This window comes from Humiphilus diazotrophicus, assembly GCF_059726315.1.
Window position 1 is genome coordinate 5,362,378 of sequence record NZ_AP040870.1, and the last position, 21,228, is coordinate 5,383,605.

At 50.4% G+C, this 21,228-nt stretch carries 15 protein-coding genes; 12 read left to right on the top strand and 3 right to left on the bottom strand.

What is annotated here, in order from left to right:
* Positions 1 to 48 precede the first annotated feature (48 nt).
* Positions 49 to 1,467 (top strand): APC family permease, encoded by a 1,419-nt coding sequence (locus AC6I7T_RS22205; RefSeq protein WP_497789882.1) that lies wholly within the window; start codon positions 49 to 51, stop codon positions 1,465 to 1,467.
* 46 nt (positions 1,468 to 1,513) lie between these two features.
* On the opposite strand, the gene AC6I7T_RS22210 is transcribed toward AC6I7T_RS22205, so the two are convergent.
* The gene (locus AC6I7T_RS22210) at positions 1,514 to 2,323 is read right to left on the bottom strand and encodes a 2-keto-4-pentenoate hydratase (RefSeq protein ID WP_497789884.1); all 810 of its coding nucleotides are present in this window, start codon (positions 2,321 to 2,323) and stop codon (positions 1,514 to 1,516) included.
* A 103-nt stretch (positions 2,324 to 2,426) separates the two neighbouring features.
* On the opposite strand from AC6I7T_RS22210, the gene msrP reads away from it, so the two are divergent.
* The 6 genes from msrP to AC6I7T_RS22240 all read left to right on the top strand — a co-directional run bounded on the left by msrP (position 2,427) and on the right by AC6I7T_RS22240 (position 10,277).
* On the top strand, positions 2,427 to 3,398 hold the full coding sequence (gene msrP, locus AC6I7T_RS22215) for a protein-methionine-sulfoxide reductase catalytic subunit MsrP (RefSeq protein WP_497789885.1): 972 nt from the start codon (positions 2,427 to 2,429) through the stop codon (positions 3,396 to 3,398).
* Positions 3,399 to 3,432: 34 nt separating this feature from the next.
* Entirely contained in the window at positions 3,433 to 4,047 is a 615-nt protein-coding gene (gene msrQ, locus AC6I7T_RS22220) for a protein-methionine-sulfoxide reductase heme-binding subunit MsrQ (RefSeq protein WP_497789886.1), read from the top strand.
* A gap of 80 nt (positions 4,048 to 4,127) precedes the next feature.
* The gene (locus tag AC6I7T_RS22225) at positions 4,128 to 6,176 is read left to right on the top strand and encodes a DUF1800 domain-containing protein (RefSeq protein WP_497789887.1); all 2,049 of its coding nucleotides are present in this window, start codon (positions 4,128 to 4,130) and stop codon (positions 6,174 to 6,176) included.
* A gap of 287 nt (positions 6,177 to 6,463) precedes the next feature.
* Positions 6,464 to 7,009, top strand: coding sequence for a DUF1003 domain-containing protein (locus AC6I7T_RS22230; protein ID WP_497789888.1), 546 nt, complete (start codon positions 6,464 to 6,466; stop codon positions 7,007 to 7,009).
* Between the two features lie 307 nt (positions 7,010 to 7,316).
* On the top strand, positions 7,317 to 8,027 hold the full coding sequence (locus AC6I7T_RS22235; RefSeq protein ID WP_497789889.1) for a class I SAM-dependent methyltransferase: 711 nt from the start codon (positions 7,317 to 7,319) through the stop codon (positions 8,025 to 8,027).
* A 129-nt stretch (positions 8,028 to 8,156) separates the two neighbouring features.
* Positions 8,157 to 10,277: a pectinesterase family protein gene (locus AC6I7T_RS22240; protein WP_497789890.1), complete on the top strand. Its 2,121-nt coding sequence runs from the start codon at positions 8,157 to 8,159 to the stop codon at positions 10,275 to 10,277.
* Positions 10,278 to 10,361: 84 nt separating this feature from the next.
* Here AC6I7T_RS22240 and AC6I7T_RS22245 read toward each other — a convergent pair whose 3' ends face one another.
* A complete protein-coding gene (locus AC6I7T_RS22245; protein WP_497789891.1) occupies positions 10,362 to 11,114 on the bottom strand; it encodes a PIG-L deacetylase family protein in 753 nt (250 codons plus the stop codon).
* A gap of 2 nt (positions 11,115 to 11,116) precedes the next feature.
* On the bottom strand, positions 11,117 to 12,016 hold the full coding sequence (rnhB, locus tag AC6I7T_RS22250) for a ribonuclease HII (RefSeq protein WP_497789893.1): 900 nt from the start codon (positions 12,014 to 12,016) through the stop codon (positions 11,117 to 11,119).
* Positions 12,017 to 12,184: 168 nt separating this feature from the next.
* Here rnhB and AC6I7T_RS22255 point away from each other — a divergent pair, with 168 nt between their 5' ends.
* The 5 genes from AC6I7T_RS22255 to AC6I7T_RS22275 all read left to right on the top strand — a co-directional run bounded on the left by AC6I7T_RS22255 (position 12,185) and on the right by AC6I7T_RS22275 (position 21,224).
* Positions 12,185 to 15,532 carry a carboxypeptidase-like regulatory domain-containing protein gene (locus AC6I7T_RS22255; RefSeq protein WP_497789894.1) on the top strand — a complete coding sequence of 1,116 codons (3,348 nt, stop codon included), beginning with the start codon at positions 12,185 to 12,187 and terminating at the stop codon, positions 15,530 to 15,532.
* Between the two features lie 585 nt (positions 15,533 to 16,117).
* Complete coding sequence (locus AC6I7T_RS22260) at positions 16,118 to 17,236, top strand: sensor histidine kinase (protein WP_497789896.1); 1,119 nt, start codon at positions 16,118 to 16,120, stop codon at positions 17,234 to 17,236.
* Positions 17,205 to 17,975 carry a LytR/AlgR family response regulator transcription factor gene (locus AC6I7T_RS22265; protein WP_497789897.1) on the top strand — a complete coding sequence of 257 codons (771 nt, stop codon included), beginning with the start codon at positions 17,205 to 17,207 and terminating at the stop codon, positions 17,973 to 17,975. The genes AC6I7T_RS22260 and AC6I7T_RS22265 overlap by 32 nt, the downstream gene beginning before the upstream one ends.
* A 167-nt stretch (positions 17,976 to 18,142) precedes the next feature.
* Complete coding sequence (locus tag AC6I7T_RS22270) at positions 18,143 to 19,282, top strand: acyltransferase family protein (protein ID WP_497789898.1); 1,140 nt, start codon at positions 18,143 to 18,145, stop codon at positions 19,280 to 19,282.
* Positions 19,283 to 20,102: 820 nt separating this feature from the next.
* Positions 20,103 to 21,224: a hypothetical protein gene (locus tag AC6I7T_RS22275; RefSeq protein ID WP_497789899.1), complete on the top strand. Its 1,122-nt coding sequence runs from the start codon at positions 20,103 to 20,105 to the stop codon at positions 21,222 to 21,224.
* Positions 21,225 to 21,228 lie beyond the last annotated feature (4 nt).

A 21,228-nucleotide genomic window follows, 5' to 3' on the forward strand; every position in this document is an offset into this window, starting at 1 on the left:
CATTTGAAACGGTCTCGACGGAGCTATCGTGAAAGCTAGAATGCTCTAATGCAAGATTCAGACAGACAGTCCTCTCATCTCCACCGGCAACTCGGGCTGCCAAGCGCAGTGGCTCTGAACATGCTCGACATGATCGGTGTCGGGCCGTTCATGACTTTATCGCTGGTTGTCTCTGCAATGGGGGGCGTTCAGGCTCTGTTGGCATGGATCTTCGGGGCGCTGATTGCCTGCTGCGATGGATTGGTCTGGGCTGAACTAGGGGCAACGATGCCTCACGCGGGCGGTTCGTATGCCTTTCTTCGAGAGATATACGGCGCAAACCGTTGGGGCCGTCTGGCCTCCTTCCTTTTTGTTTGGCAGCTCAGCTTCAGTGCACCGCTTTCTATTGCCTCCGGTTGTATTGGTCTGGCGCAATACGCCGCCTGGCTATTCCCTGTGTTGAGCACGCCGGTGCATCCCTCTACGCCCTGGCTGCATTGGACGAGTCTTGTGGCTGCGGGCTCCTGCCTGACGGTTCTGGCCTTGCTCTATCGCAATCTCAGCGCAATCGCCCGTCTAGCCTGGATGCTTTTTGCCGGAGTCCTGCTGACTCTTGCTCTTGTGATCATTTCCGGCTTTACCCATTTCCATGCGCAGTTGGCCTTCACTCTGCCTCCTCACGCCCTGCAATGGAATGCGGCTTTCTTCCAAGGGCTAGGCGCGGCGACTTTGATTGCTACTTACGACTACTGGGGGTATTACAACGTCTGCTTCCTGGGGTCGGAGGTTCGAAATCCGGGGAGGAATATCCCTAGGGCTGTTTTGTTATCTATTGCTTTGGTCGGACTGCTCTATTTGGCAATGAATATCAGTGTTCTTGGAGTATTACCTGCCAGCGAGATTGCATCGGGGAATCGTTATGCTGTCGTAGCAACAGCGGTTGCGAAAGCATGGGGACCATCGTTTGCAAGGCTGGTGGCGGCACTGGTAATTTGGAGCGCCTTTGCCTCAGTATTTTCCTTGCTGTTGGGGTATTCGCGTGTGCCCTTTGCTGCTGCCAAGGATGGAAACTACTTCCGCGCCTTGTCTGCATTACACCCCAAGCACGGTTTCCCACATCGTTCTTTACTTTCCTTGGGGTTGGTGGCTACGGTCTTTTGCTTCTTTCCCTTACCGCAGGTGATCGCGGCTTTGGTGGTAATTCGCATCATCCTGCAGTTTCTGCTGCAACATGCGGGAGTGATTCTTCTACGGTGGCGTGAGCCGAATCGTCCAAGGCCATTTCGCCTATGGCTCTATCCGTTGCCGCCATTAGCAGCATTTGCAGGATTTGTCTTTATCCTTGTATCTCGCCATGCTGCCGGCCGGGAATTAGGGATTGCTGCGGTGGTGGGAGTTACAGGTATCGCGGTCTTCCTGGTTCGCACTTTTCGCGAGAGAACCTGGCCCTTTGAAGAAAAGCCTTCTTACGTAGCAAAGGTACAGTGAGCCCGAATCTCGATAGGAGAGCCGGGCCCTGCTGCGGATATCAAGATCAGGCGAAACGTAAGGTGGCGGTACCAAAGTGTGCAAAGCGGGCGATGGCTTCGGATCCCTCGTTTGCCCAGGTCTTGCCAGTCCAGCTACCAGTGGTGATCCACTGACCAGCCTTCAGTCCTCCAGTCCGGTAGGAGCCTTCGTTGGCAAGCCAGACCACCATCCGGAACAGGTCGTGGCCCGCAGAGTTGGAGCCGACTCCCTGCTTCCGAACCGCGCCATCTACGATCATGGCCGCTTCTTCTTCAGCCTGATTGATCGATTGCCAGTTCTCAACGGGCGTGCCCCAGACAAATCCACCATTCACCTGCAAATCGGCCATTACCGAGAGCTTGTCGGTCTTGTCCGGTTCCGCAAAGGCTGAATCCAGGACTTCGATGGCAGGAGTGCACATCTTGACGGCGGCAACAACCTCTTCCCGGGAGTATGGAGTGGTGCGAGGCGGCAAGTCTTTTCCCATCTGGAAGGCAAGCTCTGCTTCCAATCCACGCAGACGGCGAAGAGTCCCTCCCAAGGTCGTTCCGCTGGGAGCAAAGCCCAGGGCGAGCGGCATAGGCCCGAAGGTGGGGGTAACGTCAGGGGAACTGGCCCCGATCTTCCATCCGCCAATCTCTCCGAAGCTCAATGCCATCACATCGTTAATGAAGTAACCTTCTTCCTTGGATTGGGGCCGGAGCGCTTCAGGCAACTCGGTAAGCGGCTGCTTGGTCCGGCGTGCTTCGAGGAGCAGTTCAGCGGCTTGCCGTAGAGTGTCTTTTCTCGCAGAGGTCAGTGTTTCCATCTTTTCTGTAACCTTTCTACCTTCCATGTGTCCTATGTTTGGATGATCTAAAAATTAAATTTCAAGCAACAGCTTCTGCCGCGCCGAAACGTAAACCAGTCCGAAAAGCGTCAAAGAAGGAAGATACGCCATGATCCTGCGGAAACCCAACGACATCCCGTCATCTGAGATTACCCCCAAGGCCGATTATCTGAATCGCCGGAAGTTTCTGGCTAAGGCCGCTGCCGCCGGTGCAGGAATCCTTGGTGTCGAACGCTTTGGCCAGATGATCTCTCCTTCGATAGGGGCACAGGCTGGTACCCGTTTGCAGACTGTCAAGAGTTCCTTAACGACGACCGGAGAACCGTTGACTTCTCTTCAAAACATCACCAGCTACAACAACTTTTACGAGTTTGGCGTAGACAAGGGCGATCCGGCCAAGAACGCAGGGCATTTGCAAGTTCGTCCCTGGACGATTCGTGTTGAGGGCTTGGTGCAGCGTCCCCGGACGTTCGATATCGAGACGCTATTGAAGTTCCGTCCCTTGGAGGATCGTGTTTATCGGCTGCGCTGTGTAGAGGCCTGGAGCATGGTGATTCCGTGGGTTGGGTATTCGTTGTCGGAGTTGATTAAGGAATGCGAACCCCTCGGCTCGGCAAAGTATGTACAGTTTCTTTCTCTATATGATCCTAAACAGATGCCTTGGGTAAACCAGGTAGCTCTGAACTGGCCTTATTCCGAGGGTCTGCGAATGGATGAAGCGATGCATCCGCTGACTTTGTTGACCTTCGGGCTATATGGCGAGACGTTGCCGAATCAGGATGGCGCTCCGGTGCGCATCGTAGTGCCCTGGAAATATGGGTTCAAATCCGCTAAATCCATTGTCGCAATTCGTTTTGTCGCCAAGCAGCCGCATACGGCATGGAATGATCGGGCTTCGGATGAATATGGCTTCTATTCGAATGTAAATCCGAATGTAGATCATCCCCGCTGGAGCCAGAAGACCGAGAGGCGTATCGGTGAATCGCTGTTTCACCAGAAGCGTACAACGCTGATGTTCAACGGTTATGCCGATCAGGTCGCGAATCTATATTCGGGGATGGATCTGAAAAAGTACTACTAGAGGGATCTAGAAGAAAGATACGAAGAAAGGTTTCATGGGGAATCGCACGATCATTTGGTTGAAAATTCTAGTCTGGGCTATGTGCCTGTCCCCGGTAGTCAAGCTGTGCTATCAGGCGTTTAGCAGCACTTTGGGACCAGATCCGACTCACACTGTTACCTTTACTACCGGTGACACAACCATCTGGTTACTAGTCTTATCTCTGGCCATCTCCCCGGTTCGAAAGCTCGTTCCTCAATTGAATTGGCTGATTCGCTTTCGGCGCCTTGTGGGTCTATTTGCTTTCTTCTATGCCTCTCTGCACTTGCTCACCTACATAGGTCTCTATGCCTATTTCAATGTGAACGCGATTGTTTCCGATATTTCACAGCATCGTTATGTTTTGGTAGGAATGTCTGCGTGGTTTCTCCTCCTGTTATTGGCATTGACCTCGACCACCTGGTCGATTCGTAAGCTAGGCGGAAAGCGCTGGCAAGCTTTACATCGCCTGGTTTATGTAGCCGGGGTATTGGGGATTCTACATTTCTGGTGGCTCGTAAAGCCGGGGGTGCTGAAGCCTCTCAATCTGACCGTTTTGTTGTTTATTTTCTTGATATCCAGACCACTTATCGCCTGGCGGCAGCGTCGTCTGCAAAAAGCCGTAGCCTGAGATTGTAAGCTTTGGGATTTCTTGATCCTTCCGCAACTCCTCACCGGAAGTATGGTTCATACCCTTGACGGAGTTTGCCTATGCTACGTTCTGCTTCACTGCTTAGCCTGGTTCTTATCCCCACTCTGGCCATGGGGCAGAGCGCCTCGAAGAAGAGTCTTCCTGTGGGCTCCCATAAAAGTCATTCAAAAATCTCTCCGTCTGAATCACCGCGAGCACCCCTCACCGATGAGGAGCGCGCGGCACACGTCCTGAACCGGTTCACCTTTGGGCCGCGTCCCAGCGACATTCCGTTGGTTGAGAAGATGGGGCCTGATTCATGGTTTGAACAACAACTCAATCCCGGACAAATTAACGATTCCGGGTTGGAAAAGCGGCTCAGTGAATATCCCGCAATGGCGCTTAAGCCCGCGCAGCTTTTATCGCTCATGCCTACTGAGCAAATGCTTCGTCAGGTGATGCTAGGAAAGGCCGGGTATCCAACCGATCCCACGACTGCGGCAATTTATCAAGTACTGATCGCCAAGGCCGAGGCGGAGAAGGCGAAGAACGAAGCCGGGCAGAAGCAAACGGCTCCCCTGACTCCGGAGCAGGAGAAAGCTCTACAAGAACAAGAGGCTGAGAAGAAGAAGATAAATCAGGCCCGAGCTCTAACTCTGGCAGAACAGCTGCTGGTCCTTCCCAAGAATCAGCGCATGCCGATGATTCTGCAGCTGTCAGTAGACGACCGCATCATTCTGACTGAGAATCTTCAGCCGGCCCAGAAGAATCAGCTGATGGGAGATTTCACCCCGCGTGAACGTGAGATCTTCAATGAAATGGCCGGAAACTTTAGAAATGCAACCAATGCGGTTGCAAATGAGTTGATGCAGGCTAAAATCGTGCGGGCGATTCTCAGTGAGCGTCAGCTACAGGAGGTGATGACGGATTTCTGGTTCAATCACTTCAATGTTTATATTCACAAGGATGCAGACAGGTTTTATACCGCAAGTTATGAACGGGACACGATCCGTCCACATGCCCTAGGGAAATTTCGTGATCTTTTGTTAGCTACAGCGAAAGATCCGGCCATGCTGGTCTATCTGGACAATTGGCAATCCATTGGTCCGGATTCCATTGTTGCTGGGAGGCCGAAGCCAGGGCAGAAGAATTTTGTACAACGTGGTTTGAATGAAAACTACGGCCGTGAAGTAATGGAACTGCACACCGTTGGCGTAAACGGTGGATATACACAAACCGACGTAACGAACCTGTCAAAGATACTCACGGGATGGACAGTGGATCGTCCTGAATTCGGCGGAGGATTTCTCTTCGATCCGAAGCGGCACGAGCCCGGAGAGAAAAATTGGTTTGGGCAGACAATTCCGGAGAATGGCTATGCCGAGGGAGAGCGCGCATTGGCCTGGCTTGCAGCTCAACCGCAGACGGCACGTTTCATCAGCTTCAAATTGGCGCAACGCTTTGTAGCCGATAATCCGCCCGACTCGCTGGTAGACCGGATGGCCAAATCGTTTCTGAGTTCCGATGGCGATATCAAAGAGGTTTTGCGGACCATGTATCACTCACCGGAGTTTTGGTCCCCGAAATACTACCGTGCCAAGGTGAAGACTCCGTTGGAGTTTGTTGCATCGGCTTTCCGTGCTACCGATACGGCTCCAACCAATCCCGAAGCATTGGTTTATACACTCCAGCGGATGGGAGAACCTCTGTATCAGATGCTTCCTCCTACCGGTTATCCGATGACAGCCGATCACTGGATGAACACAGGAGCGCTAGTCGACCGCCTGAATTTTGCTCTGTCGCTGGGGAATAGCAAGATGGGTGGAATGAAGTTCGACGCTCCACATCTGTTGGCTGCAGGGCTCATTGCCCGTCCTGCTACTTCCGGGACAAGAAATACTCATGCATTGAGAATTGCGGAATCCACCTCAACGGCACCAAGTGGACAAGATGAAGCTCTCGGTCTCATGGAATCGATGTTGATCAATGGAAAAGTCTCCGTGCAGACACATTCCGTGATTCGTCAGCAATTGCAGAATCTTCCATCCTCCGGTGCGCAAGATCCGGCGCAGGTGCTGAACACGATGACGGCACTCCTGTTGGGTTCTCCCGAATTCCAAATGAGATAGCTTTAAGGGACACCTTCAGAAGGAAAATCGAGATCGTCAAGTTTCCTAAAAACATTCGATGACAACGTCTCAATCGTTCCTAGCAGAAAGCAATTATTTCAAACAAGACGCCTTCTTATGGGCAAGAGACGTTTATTACGGAGGGCTGTCTTCTTGAACTACCAAGGCAACGCTGTGACTTATGGCGATTTCTTAGCCCTTTGTGCCTCCTTGGCTACGGCAAAGGAAAGAACGCATCGCAACAATAGCTTGTCCTATACGGGAACCAAGGCGAGAGGGGAGAACGCTTGGCCAATCATGAGAAGGAAAAACAATTCCAGCCTGGGTCCCTGGGCCCGGTAGAAGCGAATATTCGCAGTGTTGTTGAATTGGAACGAGCCTTCGAGGGAAGGAAAAATTTCGTGGAGCGAGTTTCAGATGCCATTGCCGGATTTTCCGGAAGCATCTTTTTTGTGGGCCTTCACGTTCTCTGGTTTGTCGTATGGTTTTCGATCAACTGCGGAGTAATTCCTGGAATTCCAAAATTCGATCCCTATCCTTTCATTCTTTTGTGCATGATCGTTTCGGTTGAAGGTGTTCTTCTAAGTACATTCGTGCTGATGAAACAGAATCGAATGCAACGTAGGACAGATCAACGCGATCAATTGAATCTTCAGATCGGTCTGCTGTCTGAAAAAGAAGTGACAAAAATACTCCAAGTCCTTCGCCTAATTTGTCACAAAATCGGCGTCAATGAAGCCGAACTGGACAAGGAGCTGGAAGAAATGTCACGAACAACCTCCGTCGATCATTTAGCAGCGCGTATCAATACAGAGATGCCTTCCTCTCACTAGAGCAAGACCAGCGTTACTGTGTCCTGCCCAAATATGGTGATGTGAAGGTTTTCTTAACGGAAAACCTTCACAAGGATTTATGGCTCGGGATACATCTACGCTGGTTTGCTCTAGTTTCCTCGCCATATATCCAATCTTCGGCCAAGGGCCAAAAAACACTTCCTTCCGATCAGAAGCAACGGTATCATTTGATTACTATTGATTAATCTATAGATTACTGATTAATAAACAAATCTCAATATACTGAATTTGCATGAACTTGCGGCAAATCCATCAGGCGCTTAATCGGTCACTCGAGCAACGAGGTATGTGGCAGACAGTTGTTTTCGGCTCCAGGAGGGCGTTAGGACTGCCCAACAGACCTCCGGTACGAATGGTACGGCATCCTTTCGACGTGGAGCACGAGGTCCAAACCAGCGGTGTGGTCTTTCGCAAAGAGCGGGATGGAAGGTACACCTATCATGGCGTCGCACCTTCCCTTTTCCGGCAGGCCACACAAAAGTGGCAGTCTCTGATTCCGTCTCAGATCAAAGGCATCGAAGAATATGTCTTCGTCGATCTGGGGTGCGGTATGGGACGTGCTGTGTTGTTGGCTTCGGAACTTCCTTTTCACCAGGTCGAGGGCGTTGAGTTTGATTTAGCTTTGGTGAATACGGCGCGTTCGAATGTTGCGAAATGGGTAGTGCATGGACGTGCTCGGTGCCCGATTGCTATACACCACGTGGATGCTTTGGAGTATTCCTTTCCCCGTCACCCCCTGTTGATTTTCCTGTACAACCCGTTTGGTGAAAGCATCCTGGAACCCATCCTGTCTCGTTTGCAACAGCTGCAACGGGAGATTCCTGCGCCGATTGATGTGCTTTATATTCATCCGAAATGTGGCTACCTGTTCGAAGATCCAAACCGGTTTCAATTGTTATGGACCGCAAGGGTCGAATACGACCAAGCCGATAAAAATGCGAATGAATTTGGTGGACGCGGGGAGCGGTGCTCACTCTACAGGTTCCGCCAATCCTAGAGCGTTTGCGCCAGATTTTGAGATGAGAGAGGCAATCTCTCAAGATGTGGAACTAATCCACAGATAAACTGAATGGCGGGTTCATAGGGCTTGTGAACCTTCACCAATCAGGGGTATCTCTGGATAGTTATGCATACGTTTCGGTCGTGTTTGAAGGCGGCAGTCCTTTCCTTTTTTGTTGGCACAGCAGCGCTTGGATGGGCTGAAGAGAGCCAATCGGCTACACCTCAGGCATGCGCTATTTTAGTGGCGCGATCTGCTTTTGTGGATTTGGCAGGGGCGCCTGTCGATACCGAACGTATCCAGGTTGCACTCGACCATTGTGGTCCTAAACAAGCTGTCGTGCTGAGAGCAAATGGGAAACAGCATGCATTTCTCTCTGCACCTCTGATCCTTCCTCGGTCGGTTACGCTTATTCTCGAACCGGAAGCCGTTCTCTATGCCTCGCGGAATCCCAGGGACTACGATCTTGCTCCCATGAGCTGCGGCGGACCTCAGAAGGAAGTCCCGACTTGCAAGCCCTTTGTCTTTTCCTATCAGGCACCCTTTGCAGGGATTGATGGAGCAGGTGTGATCGATGGACAAGCAAACCAGCCGCTTCGGGGGCAGAAGAAGTCGTGGTGGAATCTACAGGCAGAATCGCTGTCGAGCGGGAAGCCGATCAGTACTCCCGATCTCGTATCCAGCTATGAGTCGCAGAGCTACTTCCTGAATCGCGTGACTCTACGTAACGCTGCTGGTGTTCATGCTTCGATCTTCAAGAGTATGGGAGTGCGTTCCTCCGGGGTAAAGATCGATTCTCCTCAATCGCCCGCAAATGTTACAGGAATGCTCTTGAGCAATGCGGTGGCTGCTGCCGTGGACAATACCTGGATCAGAGTTGCAGGAGAAGCTCTGAGCCTAAAGCCAAGCATTCTGGGCTCCACCGTGCAGGTGCGGATTCATGACCTTCATGTTTATGGAGGGAAGGGAATTTTCTTCGGCGATGAAAAATACGGAGACACAAGAGATATCGATCTTCAAAATGTAACCATAAAAGGAACTGAAGCGGGAATTACTTTGAATCTGCATGGGCAGGAGCGGGGAAAGATGCAGGGAATTCGAGCGCAGGACGTCTGTATGCAGAATGTTGCCTCACCCCTTCAGACGATTGGCACCTCTGATGTTACGAAGCATCCCATTACCTTCGTTCATGCAGTTGTCCAGGGTAAAGGGGAAATCTCTGAAGAAGGGATCAAACAGCAAGATGGCGCTTCCTGCGATTCCATCCCAGACTTTACATCGGTTGCGTCCTCGACGGATGCTCCTAAGTTTGCCGCTCCAAAGAAGCCGGGTATCCGGGCGAGCCTGCATGTTGCAGTGGATGGAACAGCAGATTTTCATACCATTCAGGAGGCCATCGATGCGCTTCCTTTAGCTGGAGGCGAGGTTTCCGTTGCTCCCGGAACCTATCGTGAGGTTGTGACGATACGGAAACCGCATGTACACCTTTATGGAACCGAAGAGGATTTAACAAAGACTACGATCGTTTTCAACAATGGCCCGAAGAATGGTGGGACCTTTGCCAGTGCAACGGTGTTTGTTGAAGCAGACGATGTGACGATCGATCACCTGACAATTGCGAATGATCTTGGCCCACATGGACAGGCTGTGGCTCTGGCAGCATTAGGCGATCGCGGAATCTTCCGTAATTTGCGAATTCTTGGCGCGCAAGACACACTCTTTTCGACAGCTAAACTTTGTTACGGCGACTACGGCCCATGTATTCCTGCCAGACATTACTTTGTTAACGACTACATCGCCGGAGGAGTGGATTTCATCTTTGGCGATAGTATGGCTGTCTTCGACCATTGCGAATTGCACGGAATCGCGGATAGCAATGTAATGTACACGGCTCAAAGCAAGCATTATCCGGAGCAAGAGAGCGGCTACGTTATTAGCAATTCCATTTTGAGTGCCGGTGCCAATGCACGATCTATTGCTTTGGGACGGGCATGGAGGCCTTATTCTACGGTTGTTTATCTGAATACCCGAATGGATGCACCCGTAGTTCCTTCCGGATGGATTGAATGGCTGCGTTTTGGGAAGTCTACTTTAGCCACGGCCTACTACGCGGAGTACAACTCTAGCGGACCAGGTGCTAATCCATCAGCGCGCGAGTCACACTCTCATCAGCTTACGGAGAGTGAAGCAAAGCAGTGGGCCCCGCAGAAATTTCTGAAAGGGAAGGATGGCTGGAATCCCTTTTAGAGCAACAATCTTAATTGGAATAGAAGGATGAGAAGAGGGCGTTTCGCTCTCTTCCTGTCACTGCGGCAAATGATCGGAGTGTTATTAGGACTCTTCCTTAATTCCAGAGAAGAAGGAGTCATCTTCTCCGGCGAGGAATTCTTGTTCGTAGCTGATAGCGGCAAGCTGGTAGCGCTCTAGACCGAAGTACCGATGAGTCATCTCTTCTCCGAAGCGGTCCAGGATAGGCGCCTGTGAGCGATGGGCTCGGAAGGCATCGATCTTGCGATTCTTCAGTTCCCCAAGTTCCAAGGTCAAAGAATAGGGCGTTCGCGGAATATCTTTTGCGTCTTTGCCCAAGACGAAAGGTGAGCAGAAATAGTAGAGCTTTTGCGGAGCATAAGGTTCGATCTCTAGCTCAGGGAAAAACTGGCTGCGCCCTGCCCAGTGGAAGGCTGCGGCGGTGGCCAATCCTGCAACCGTGTGATCGCGATGAAGATTTGCTCCTCCATCGGAACCAAAGGTAAGGATGACCTGCGGTCGCCAAGTTCTGATGCGTAGAACAATCGCTCCGACGAGTTCATTGAAATGCTGGTGCTGCAATTTCCCATCCGGAAAATTCAGTTGTTCGCAGCGTGTTACTCCGAGAATTGCATTGGCTGCCCCAAGTTCATGGCTGCGAATCTGTGCCAGTTCTTCTGCCGAAGCTGCCTCGCCGCGATTCGATGCTGCTTTGCCGTCGGTTAAGCAAAGTACCTGTGTCTCGATACCTTTTGCATGCGCCAATAGGAGCGCTCCACCGAAGGCTCCGCTCTCGTCGTCGGGATGAGCTCCGACGCACATCATCCTGAATGTCAAAATTAAAGCTCCTCTAGGATTGTTTCTGCTTCGACCGCAACCTCTGTAATTGTGGTTGGGGTGTCATCCCAGGGCAGGGAGGCTTGGGCGACGGGTCGAAAGCTCTTACGATGCAACGGGGTAGGCCCATAGAGACGCAAGGCTTCACGATGCTCCGGTGTGCCATAACCTTTGTGCGATGCCAGGCCATACATTGGATACTCGTTATCCAACTTGCGCATCAAGTCATCGCGATAGACCTTGGCCACAACGGACGCTGCCGCAATGGAGATGCTGAGTGAGTCTCCATAAATGATGCTTGTCTGCGGGCACTCCAGGTCAAGGCGCATAGCGTCAATTAGCAGATGATCTGCCGCGGGTACCAGCCGCAAAACGGCTGCTGTCATCGCCATGCGTGTTGCCTGGTAAATATTGACGCGGTCGATTGTTTCGGCATCGACCTCTTCTATGGCAATGGCCAGAGCTTTCTTCTTAACCTGAATTGCGAGACGCTCACGTTCCTCTTCGGTAAGCTGCTTGGAGTCGCGCAGTCCGGGGATTCTACAACCTTCAGGCAGAATAACCGCTGCTGCCACGACAGGACCAAAGAGGCATCCTCGTCCCACCTCATCGACGCCGGCAATCAGCTTTGCCCCGGCTTCTCGAGCTTTGCGCTCGTATTTCGAGCCGCAAACAAGGGTGCGCAACATACGCATCTTGGCTGTCGATGGGGAAACGGGTTTTTCGTCGGATTCCGAGAGTCCGTCCATGCCCGGCAGTAGCGTTGTTTTGCGTCGTACCACGATTACGAGTGTATCGCGTGTCGCCGGTGGATGAATCCGGATTTTCCGGCAAATTCCCGCATCCGGAACTGTCTGAACTGAATCTAGAGAGTGGATGGTATAGTAAAGGTAATGTTGCACATGGATCACAACCGCGCTTGTTGTTGTCTGCCTCACATTTGGCAGTGTCGTGGTGTTCTGTGTCGCCGTTCTTAGCTAGCGATCAAGAATTTTTCTAAAAAGCCCACGACCTAGATCGTGGGCTTTTTCCATTTATCCCCAAAGTTTCAACTGTCGTGAGGTACAAAGATGCGAAAAGCAGTTTTACTTGCTGTATTTGCCATTGTTCTGGCCATGACGAATGTATCAGGTGCGCAATCTCTTATATCGGGAGATCTGGCCGGTATTGTCGTGGATTCCAGTGGTGCAGCAATCCCCAATGCCGCATTGCATTTGAAGAACACCGATTCTGGAGAGTCATTTTCCGCGATAAGCAACAGTTCCGGAGCTTATCGCTTTGCCCTGCTTAAGCCAGGGCACTACCATCTCCAAGTAACAGAGGGTGGTTTTTCTGCATCCGATCGGGACACTACCGTTCAGGTCGGGCAACAGACAACGCTCAACGTTACCTTATCGATTGCCAGTGCTGCTACGACTGTTCAGGTGACGGAAGAACAGTCTTTGTTACAGACTGACCACGCAGATATTTCCACGGCCTTCGATCAGCAGCAGGTGCAATATCTGCCGAATCCGGGAAACGATCTAACTTATATGGCACAGGTAGCCCCTGGCGCCTTGATGAACACGGAATCCGGTACAGGAAACTTTACGGTCTTCGGTCTTCCTGGCAGCTCGAATGTTTTCACCGTGAATGGCGGATTTCAAGACACTTACGGAATCAATGTCAATTACTCTGCCGCCAGCAATCTTCTACTGGGAAACAATGATATTGCTGAAGTGACCGTAGTAAGCCCTGCCTATGAAGGTCAGTATGGAAGTTCTTCCGGCGCCTACATCACGGAACTGACAAAGTCCGGGGGAAGTCAGTACCACGGGAATGCCGTGTACTGGTGGAATGGACGCATTCTCAATGCCAACAACTATTTCAATAAGCAGAGCACTCCGATTACTCCTCGTCCTTTCGATAATGTGAACCAGTGGGCCGCATCAGTTGGTGGACCTGTACCGCATTCAAAAGATAAATTGCATTTCTTCTTCAATAACGAGGGCCTTCGGATTGTCCTGCCCACCAGCAGCTTTGTTTATATCCCATCGTCGGCTTTTCAACAGGCGGTGTTGGCAAATATCTCTCAGGCCAAGCCTTCGCAGTTGAATTTTTACAAGAACCTCTTTGGCATATATAACGGGGCACCCGGAGCTGCATCGGCGATTGGCGTGACGAGCGGCGATACCAGCGGTTGCAACGGCCAGACCTTGACGATTAATGGAACAGTTTTCGGCGGAGGTGGACAACCTTGCGCTGTGCAGTTCCGCTCCCGTGCAAGCAATTCTACGAGTGAGACAATTTATTCAGGACGCGTCGATTATGAAGCTGGAGCCAGTGATCATCTCTTTGCACATTTCAAAGTCGACAAAGGCTTACAGTCCAGCTATACCGATCCGATCAACTCACTCTTCAATGCCAGCAGTAAACAACCGGAGTATGAAGGGCAACTCAATGAGAGCCACATCTTTACTCCCAATCTGACCAATCAGTTTATATTTGCCACGATGTACTATCGTGGAACCTCAAGCAATCCGCAGCTGGACAAGGCTCTCGCACTCTTTCCTGCAACGCTGCAGTTTTCAGGAAGTGTCTTTGCTCCTTTAGGAGGCAACAACTATAGCTATCCCGGTGGCCGCAACGTTACTCAGTACCAATTCATCGACGACTTGAGCTGGATCAAGGAAAAGCACACGATCAAGGCCGGTATTAACTTCCGTCGTGCCAACATGACAAACTATCGCCCGTCGTCGGGTACCGTGGGATTGATCTCCGGTGAACAGCTCGCGGATTTTGCAAATGGCATTAGCGATAACTGGAGACAGAATTTCCCTGTTCGGCGGACGCAGCCTGTTTCTCTATGGTTCCTCGGTGCCTATGTGCAGGATCAGTGGAATGTCACTCCTGTCCTGAAGGTGACTTTATCGCTCCGTAGCGATACGGAGTCTAACCCGGTTTGCCATACAAATTGCTTTTCTAGATTGAGGACGGATTTCCTGTCTCTGAATCACGATGTAATCACGCCATATAACCAGGTTATTGAGACAGGACTCAATTCGGCATTGCACTCGCTGGATGCTCTGGTTTTCCAGCCCCGTTTGGGTGTAGCCTGGTCCGTTTTCGGTCCCAATTCGAAGACGGTTGTTCGTGGAGGTGCAGGAATGTTCACCGACATCCTCCCCGCTGTTTTGGCTGATATGGCGTTGGCAAATCTGCCGAACGATCCTCGCTTTACTGTATCGTCTCGACCGGCTTTGAACCGGATATATTCACTTGATCCCAGCTTGACCGATAGTGCTTCCACTGCTGCAGCGCAATCTGCAGCTGCCTTTCGGAGCGGTTTCACTGCGGGCTACAACTACCAGCAAATCAGTAATGCTGTGAGTAGTGCAGGATCGAGTTTTGCTCCCCCAAGCTTTACGAACACGGTACAGGATTTTCATAATCCCCGTTACGTTGAGTGGAGCCTGTCCTTGCAGCAGCAACTTCCGCATAGTACGGTTGTTACCCTGAACTATGTAGGAAACCATGGATATCGCGAGCCCATCAGCAATAGCGGATTGAATGCCTATGGTTTTGGCAGTCTGCCTACGCAGCCGACGGATGCAGCTTTCAGCACCATAACAGAGGTGACCAATGCTGGTTCGTCAAACTACAACGGCTTGACGGCTCAGGTGCAGCATCGTTCTCGTTATGCCACGGTGCAGTTCAACTATACGTACAGTCACGCATTGGATTTGATCTCCAACGGAGGCTTTGGCGAGTATAGCGGAGGAACCGCCGCGAGTCTCTTGAATCCCCAGAATCCCTTCAATATCAATGCCAATTACGGAAACGCCGATTACGACGTACGCCATAACTTTACTGCCAGTTACATTGTGAACATTCCCCGATTCCATGGTCCACAAAGGATCTCTGATGGATGGCGCCTTGCCGGTACTGTTTTCGGAAGGACAGGAATGCCCTTCTCGGTTATCGACAGTAACATAGGTTCGGCTCTGAGCTCGAATAACTATAGCGGTGACGTATTTGCCGCGCAGGTTGTTCCCAGCCCTCGCGGCGTGTCCTCTTGCGATCGCAGTGCTGCCAAGCTAAACGGATCCCCATGCTTGAATGCTGCGGATTTTGCTTCGCCTACCAGATTCAACCAGCAGGGAAGGAACCAATTCCGTGGGCCTATCTATACGAACACGGATATGAGTCTCTATAAGGCCACAAAGCTTCCTGGAGACAAAGCGAGCGTTACGGTGGGTTTGCAGGCTTTCAATCTGCTTAACCACACTCCGCTTGATTCTCCTGTGAATGATTTTGCCAGCGGGAACTTCGGGCGAATTATCACAACGGCCAATACTCCAACCAGCATTATGGGAGCTTTCCTCGGAGGAGATTCTGCTCCTCGTCAGCTACAGCTAACGGCAAGGTTTGAGTTTTAGTAATTGCCTCTAGCCTGAAAAGATAACGGCAGTATCCGGCTTCCCTGGATGCTGCCGTTGCCTGGAGTTTCTACATCTTCCGAGCTGGTAATTGCAAAAAGTTTTGAACGCAACCAGAATCTTAAAGGCGGATTGGCTTTTGCTGTGTGTCAGGGAAGGCCTTCAGGCCTGCCGAAAACTGTCTTCTTGGTGGGAGTGGAACATTCTCGGTAACTAATGTTGACGAAAGGTGTAAAAGCATTGAATCTATACTCATTCACGCGTTCTGCCATTACCCCTTCAGCTCCAAGACTACTCAAGCAATATCTTACAAATGTTCGCGCAGCCCTGCCTCCTGCTGCATTTGTTACCGAGGATGTCTATCCAACGTTATGAGCATCGCCGCGGCGCCTGAAGGCCAGCCCTGACACAATGCCGCAAAACAAGCTGAATCACGGGTATTGCTATCTCACTTTTCTTATTTTTTCTCTGAATGTAGAAACTACAGATAACGGCAGTATCCGGCTTCCCTGGATGCTGCCGTTGCCATTTGTGACTCGCAGATAAAAATTGGACAGTCCGACTTGAGTTGTCCATACTTGCTTCATGCGATGGCCGTTCAAAAAACCGGGGAAGGGCTGGCTACTGATCTTTGCCTACTTTAACTTTCATGCCTTCTTCCTGTTCAGCTATCGATACTTGGATTCTGTAGCGAGAGGCCGTCATTCTTCACCATTGGTGCCGTTTCTCGAAGAGGTGACGGGAACCTATGGTGGCTTCGTTTTGCTGCCGTATCTGATCTGGGTGGCCAGAAGATATCCCTTTCATCGTGACAGCTGGTTTCGTTCGACGGCCTTTCAAATTCTCGGCGTGATTGTTTATTCGTTTGCCCATACCAGCTGGAATGCGGTAACCCGCTGGATACTCTTTCCCCTATGTGGATTAAGCCATTACGACTATGGGCACATGCCGACCCGCTATTTGATGGAGTTTTCCGGAGATGTGTTGAGCTGGGTGGCTTTGGTAGGTTTTGTTTATCTGTTTGACTTTTACACCAAAACCAAGCAAAGGGAATTACAAACCGCTCAATTGGAGGCCAGCCTGGCACAATCGCAATTACAAAACCTGCGCTTACAGATGGAGCCTCATTTTCTCTTTAATAGTCTCAATGCCATTTCGGCAACGATGTATGAAGATGTACGTGCTGCCGACGAAATGATCAGTGCCTTAGGTGATCTTCTTCGGAATTCGCTTAATAGTTCCCGTTCTCAGGAGGTTTCTCTTGAAGAGGAACTGCGGCTACTGAAAGACTATCTTGCTGTCATGCGAGCACGTTTGGAAGACCGCCTTATTGTCGAATTCGATGTAGATCCTGAGGCCAAAGACGCTTTGGTGCCCTCTCTTCTGCTACAGCCGCTGGTGGAAAACTCAATTCGGCACGGCATGGACCCGCAATCTTCTGCATTACATATTGAAGTGACCGCGAAGCGGGAGGGTGGATTATTGCACCTTCTTGTGCGGGATGATGGACGTGGATTACGTAACGGTGGAAGTGGGACTTTGCGTAAGGGCGTCGGTCTTGGAAATACAGAAAGACGCCTTGAAGCTCTTTATGGCTCAGCGCACAATCTTGAATGGGATAATGCTTCGGGGGGCGGATTCCTTGTAGCTCTGGAGATCCCCTATCACACACATGAAAGCCATCCGAGTCCTTCTAGTCGATGATGAACCTCCGGCGCGCCGGAAGGTAAGACGGTTTCTCGCCGGATATTCGCAGGTTGAAATTATTGGCGAAGCAGAAAATGGCGCATCTGCAATTTCCGCAATTCGGGAGCTTCATCCAGATCTGGTTTTCCTGGATATTCAGATGCCCGATATGGATGGCTTTAAAGTTCTCGATTCGTTGGAAGAGAAAGAGCGGCCCTGCATCATCTTTCTTACGGCGCATGATCAGCATGCGTTGCGAGCCTTTGAATTCCATGCATTCGACTATTTGCTAAAGCCGATTAGTCCAGCTCGATTTGAAACGGTGATGAAGCGGACACTTGAACATCTGGAGCTTATCCGTCGCGGGCAAATGCAAGTCGATCTTCAGGAACTTCTTTCCCTGGGAGAGAAGAAGGCACGCTATACCAAGCGTCTGCTTATTAACGTGAACGAGCGGTCTTACTTCCTTCCTGTAGAGAGTGTCGACCTCCTGGAGGCCGAGAGAAACTATGTCCGCATTCACACGCAGGATGGTTCCTATCTCATGCGCGCTACCCTGGAGAGTTTTCTCGATACTCTCGATCCCGAAGACTTTGTCCAGGTAAATCGCTCTGCAATTGTCCGGTTGGAAGCTGTTGCCGAATTGCAGTCCTGGTTCCACGGCGAATATCGCATTCATATGCGTAATGGCCAGCAGCTTGTCTGGAGCCGGAGATTCGTGAAACGTGCGCCTGCTCAGCTGCTGCCGAGACGATAACGGCGGGCTCTTGCATCTTTGCGAGCTTCTGTGCCCGCTCATCCCGTTCTAGAGCCCATTGGTCCCATAGGCTTCGATTTTTTCTTGCGCTTAGTTCGACTATCGAATGGCGGCGGTCTCGACGTACGACCTCCCTATTTGAAAAGCACAGAGGAGAAGCGACTCCTATGCGTGAGATGGTTGTAGAACAAAGAGAGATACGGAAGCCCGTAAATGTACGGCTTGCCTTTTTAGATAACCTGAAGGGTTTTCTTGCAATATTGGTGGTCATGCATCATGCCGGTCAGCCATATGGTCCCACCGGTGGCAAATGGCCAATATTTCATGCTGAAAAATTCCGTCTGCTTGGCCCTTTCTTTCACTGCAATGCATCGTTCTTCATGGGGCTGTTCTTTCTGATTTCAGGATATTTCCTTCAGGCTGCCTATGACCGGAAGGGAGCGAGTAATTTCCTCCTTGATCGTTTCAGGCGTTTCGGTATTCCCGTTGTGCTTTGGGGCTTTGGTTTTATTCCGCTCGTTCGTCACTATCAGGAGGGGAAACCTTGGGGAGACAGTTTCCTCCCACTTGATTGGGCACATTTGTGGTTTTTGGGGCACCTGCTGATCTATGCCGTCGCATATACGATCTATCGCCTCTTACGCCGGGATACCTCAAAACAAACGGAATCAAGGGCTTTTCCCAGCAACGGAAGTCTGCTTTCTTATGCAGTGCTATTAGCTTTGGTTAGCGCGATTGTACGGATCTGGTCTCCTATAGATCACTGGATCCGGATAGGTGTGACTGCGGAGCCTGCACATTTTCCTCAGTACTGCAGTCTCTTTATTTTTGGCGTGATTTCTGCCCGGTATAACTGGTTGGAAAAGATTCCGAAGAAGATCGGCAAGCAGTGGCTATTGATCGGTATCTCTGCCGTGATTGCAAGATTTGCCTATTCTATTGGGCATGCACACTTCCTTAATCGAGGCGGCTTCCTCGTAGGTTATATATGGAATTTATGGGAAGCCCTCCTTTGTGTCGGAATGTGTGTGGGGCTTCTGTATTGGTTCCGCGAGTATGGCGCCAGCACAAAACCATTTGCGAGATTTCTGGGGAAGCACGCATTTGCTGTGTATATTCTGCATTTGCCGATTCTGGTCTTTATCCAGGAGGCGATGGAGAGATCTTCTTTCGGTCCCTTAATGCTGACGATTCTGACAGGATCAATTGCTACCGTAGTCTGTTATGCAATTGCCGGAGCCTACGATTTTCTTAAGCGGAGCTTACGCCCAAAGCCTGCTATTCCGGTAGTGGCGATAGAAAGCTAAGTCCGTGCAGGAAACTGTCACGGACAAGAGGAAATAGTGTACCGATGCAGGTCTTTCTCAACAGAAGATCTGCATCGGTATCGATCTTGGATGGCTTTTCTCTAGAGAACAACTCCATATACTACTTCCCCGGTTCGACTCTACTGGATTTAAATTCTCATTTACTAATTTGCGTTGAGGTTTCTCGTAGGATAACTGGATTTGTCTCCTCTTATTGAACCTGCACATTGGCTAATTTGTCCGAGTGCTGCGTCATCGCCCATGTCACCAAATTTCAGCCTAGATATCAATCGGAGTTGACATTACCAAAGTGAAGATAGTAGAAAGTCATACACCAATAAGCTTCGGAAGGAAGGGAAATTCAATGATGCCCACTATTCGAGCGATTCTCCTCACTGTTTTTTTGTGAGCTGTCTGTCAGCTTACGGACAAACTTCACAGTTTCCATGTGGCGAAACAAGAGTACAGTCCATCGATTGTGTCGGACCAAACAAGTGCAAGCAGAACGTCGCAGTTAATTTGCCAATTCAGGCTGAATATCCAGTGGCATTGGGTTACTTTTATGTAACATGTTGTGAATCTCAGATTCCATCTTATTACATATATGGTAGTACTTGTCAGGTCCACTCCAAACTCAATGATCCAGTCTTTCTAAAAGAACTCGCTATCGTGGCTGATAACAAAAGTCTCTTAATTGCTGATTGTACAGGTCTGTATCAACCGTATCGGCAGCCACGGAATCTTGATGTTGGGGCGTGGACGTTAAGTACGCAGCGTAGAAAATTATTAGATTAACAGGGAGATTTGGAGGGTGCAGATCATGATAGCCAACAGAGTTGTCCTTCTTCTTATTGCATTCTTCTATGGGTTTACAGCATTTTCGCAAATAAAACCTCCAGAGAAGAAAGCTTCCGTGGAGCCTATCAGTAAAGACAGCGTTCAAAACTCTATTTCGACAAAGGTTTTGGAATTCAAACCGGTCGAAATGAGTTCCTCCATTGAGGTTTCCCCTATTTCAACATTTCCACCTCATTGTTCCAGTGATGGCACTCTATTCCTAAATCTGCTGGATCTAAAGGACTTGAATAAACATACAGTTGTCTCCGTGAAGGGGAAGAAGATTCAGACCTATCCCACATCTGCTATTTCTGACCTATATGATGTTCTTGTATTGGATGCTTTTCCCTCTGATTCCGGCGTTCATTTCCTTGTTCGTGCTTCGAAGGAAAAGCCGGAATCAGAGCGAGGGGCTGGAAGATCGTCTGCAGGGATTCCATGGAGTAAGTATCACAATTATGTCGTCAACTTCGACGAGCACGGAATATATCAGGGGGCAACTCAACTTTCTGTCAATTATAACGTGTCTCATTTGGGAGTATTTCAAACGGGAGATCTCTTGGTCTCCGGCTATGACCATCCAAACTCAACTCTTCGCGTGCTCTACTTGAAGTCCTCTGGAGAGATGGGGCGGGTGGTGGACCTTCCAGCAGCCAGAGATACAACAAATGCGGGAACATCTGACGGAATGTCCGGACCTTCAATGGCGTCAAAAAAGCTCCTTGGTTCGATTTTCTTCACCGCCTTTGGTCAGAGCATTCTAGTCTGGCATAAAGATAGCAATGATCCGATTTTAGAAGTGAGACCGGGAGGAACTGTACGTGAGGTTCCGCTCCAGGTTCCCGGGGGCTACGAATTTGCCGATCTGATCACATCAAATGATCGATGGGTGGCTCATTTCCGTTCGAAAGGTACGGCGAAAGAGGCTCCCATCAATGGGAGTACTGATAGTTATTTTGAAATACAGCCTCAGGATGGTAGTCCCTCTGCGAAGCTTGTGCTGAAAGGGGACGATACTCCTTCGTTAGCTTGCGAACGTGATGGAGCCTACATCTCCTTCAAAAGAGGCGATGATGGAAAACTGAACTTGCTAAACGCAAGATAAAAAA

Coding starts and splice junctions, on each gene's coding strand:
- AC6I7T_RS22205 (WP_497789882.1), top strand. CDS start 49: ATGCAAGATTCAGACAGACAGTCCTCTCATCTCCACCGGCAACTCGGG.
- AC6I7T_RS22210 (WP_497789884.1), bottom strand. CDS start 2,323: ATGGAAGGTAGAAAGGTTACAGAAAAGATGGAAACACTGACCTCTGCG.
- msrP (WP_497789885.1), top strand. CDS start 2,427: ATGATCCTGCGGAAACCCAACGACATCCCGTCATCTGAGATTACCCCC.
- msrQ (WP_497789886.1), top strand. CDS start 3,433: ATGGGGAATCGCACGATCATTTGGTTGAAAATTCTAGTCTGGGCTATG.
- AC6I7T_RS22225 (WP_497789887.1), top strand. CDS start 4,128: ATGCTACGTTCTGCTTCACTGCTTAGCCTGGTTCTTATCCCCACTCTG.
- AC6I7T_RS22235 (WP_497789889.1), top strand. CDS start 7,317: ATGTGGCAGACAGTTGTTTTCGGCTCCAGGAGGGCGTTAGGACTGCCC.
- AC6I7T_RS22240 (WP_497789890.1), top strand. CDS start 8,157: ATGCATACGTTTCGGTCGTGTTTGAAGGCGGCAGTCCTTTCCTTTTTT.
- AC6I7T_RS22255 (WP_497789894.1), top strand. CDS start 12,185: ATGCGAAAAGCAGTTTTACTTGCTGTATTTGCCATTGTTCTGGCCATG.
- AC6I7T_RS22260 (WP_497789896.1), top strand. CDS start 16,118: ATGCGATGGCCGTTCAAAAAACCGGGGAAGGGCTGGCTACTGATCTTT.
- AC6I7T_RS22265 (WP_497789897.1), top strand. CDS start 17,205: ATGAAAGCCATCCGAGTCCTTCTAGTCGATGATGAACCTCCGGCGCGC.
- AC6I7T_RS22270 (WP_497789898.1), top strand. CDS start 18,143: ATGCGTGAGATGGTTGTAGAACAAAGAGAGATACGGAAGCCCGTAAAT.
- AC6I7T_RS22275 (WP_497789899.1), top strand. CDS start 20,103: ATGATAGCCAACAGAGTTGTCCTTCTTCTTATTGCATTCTTCTATGGG.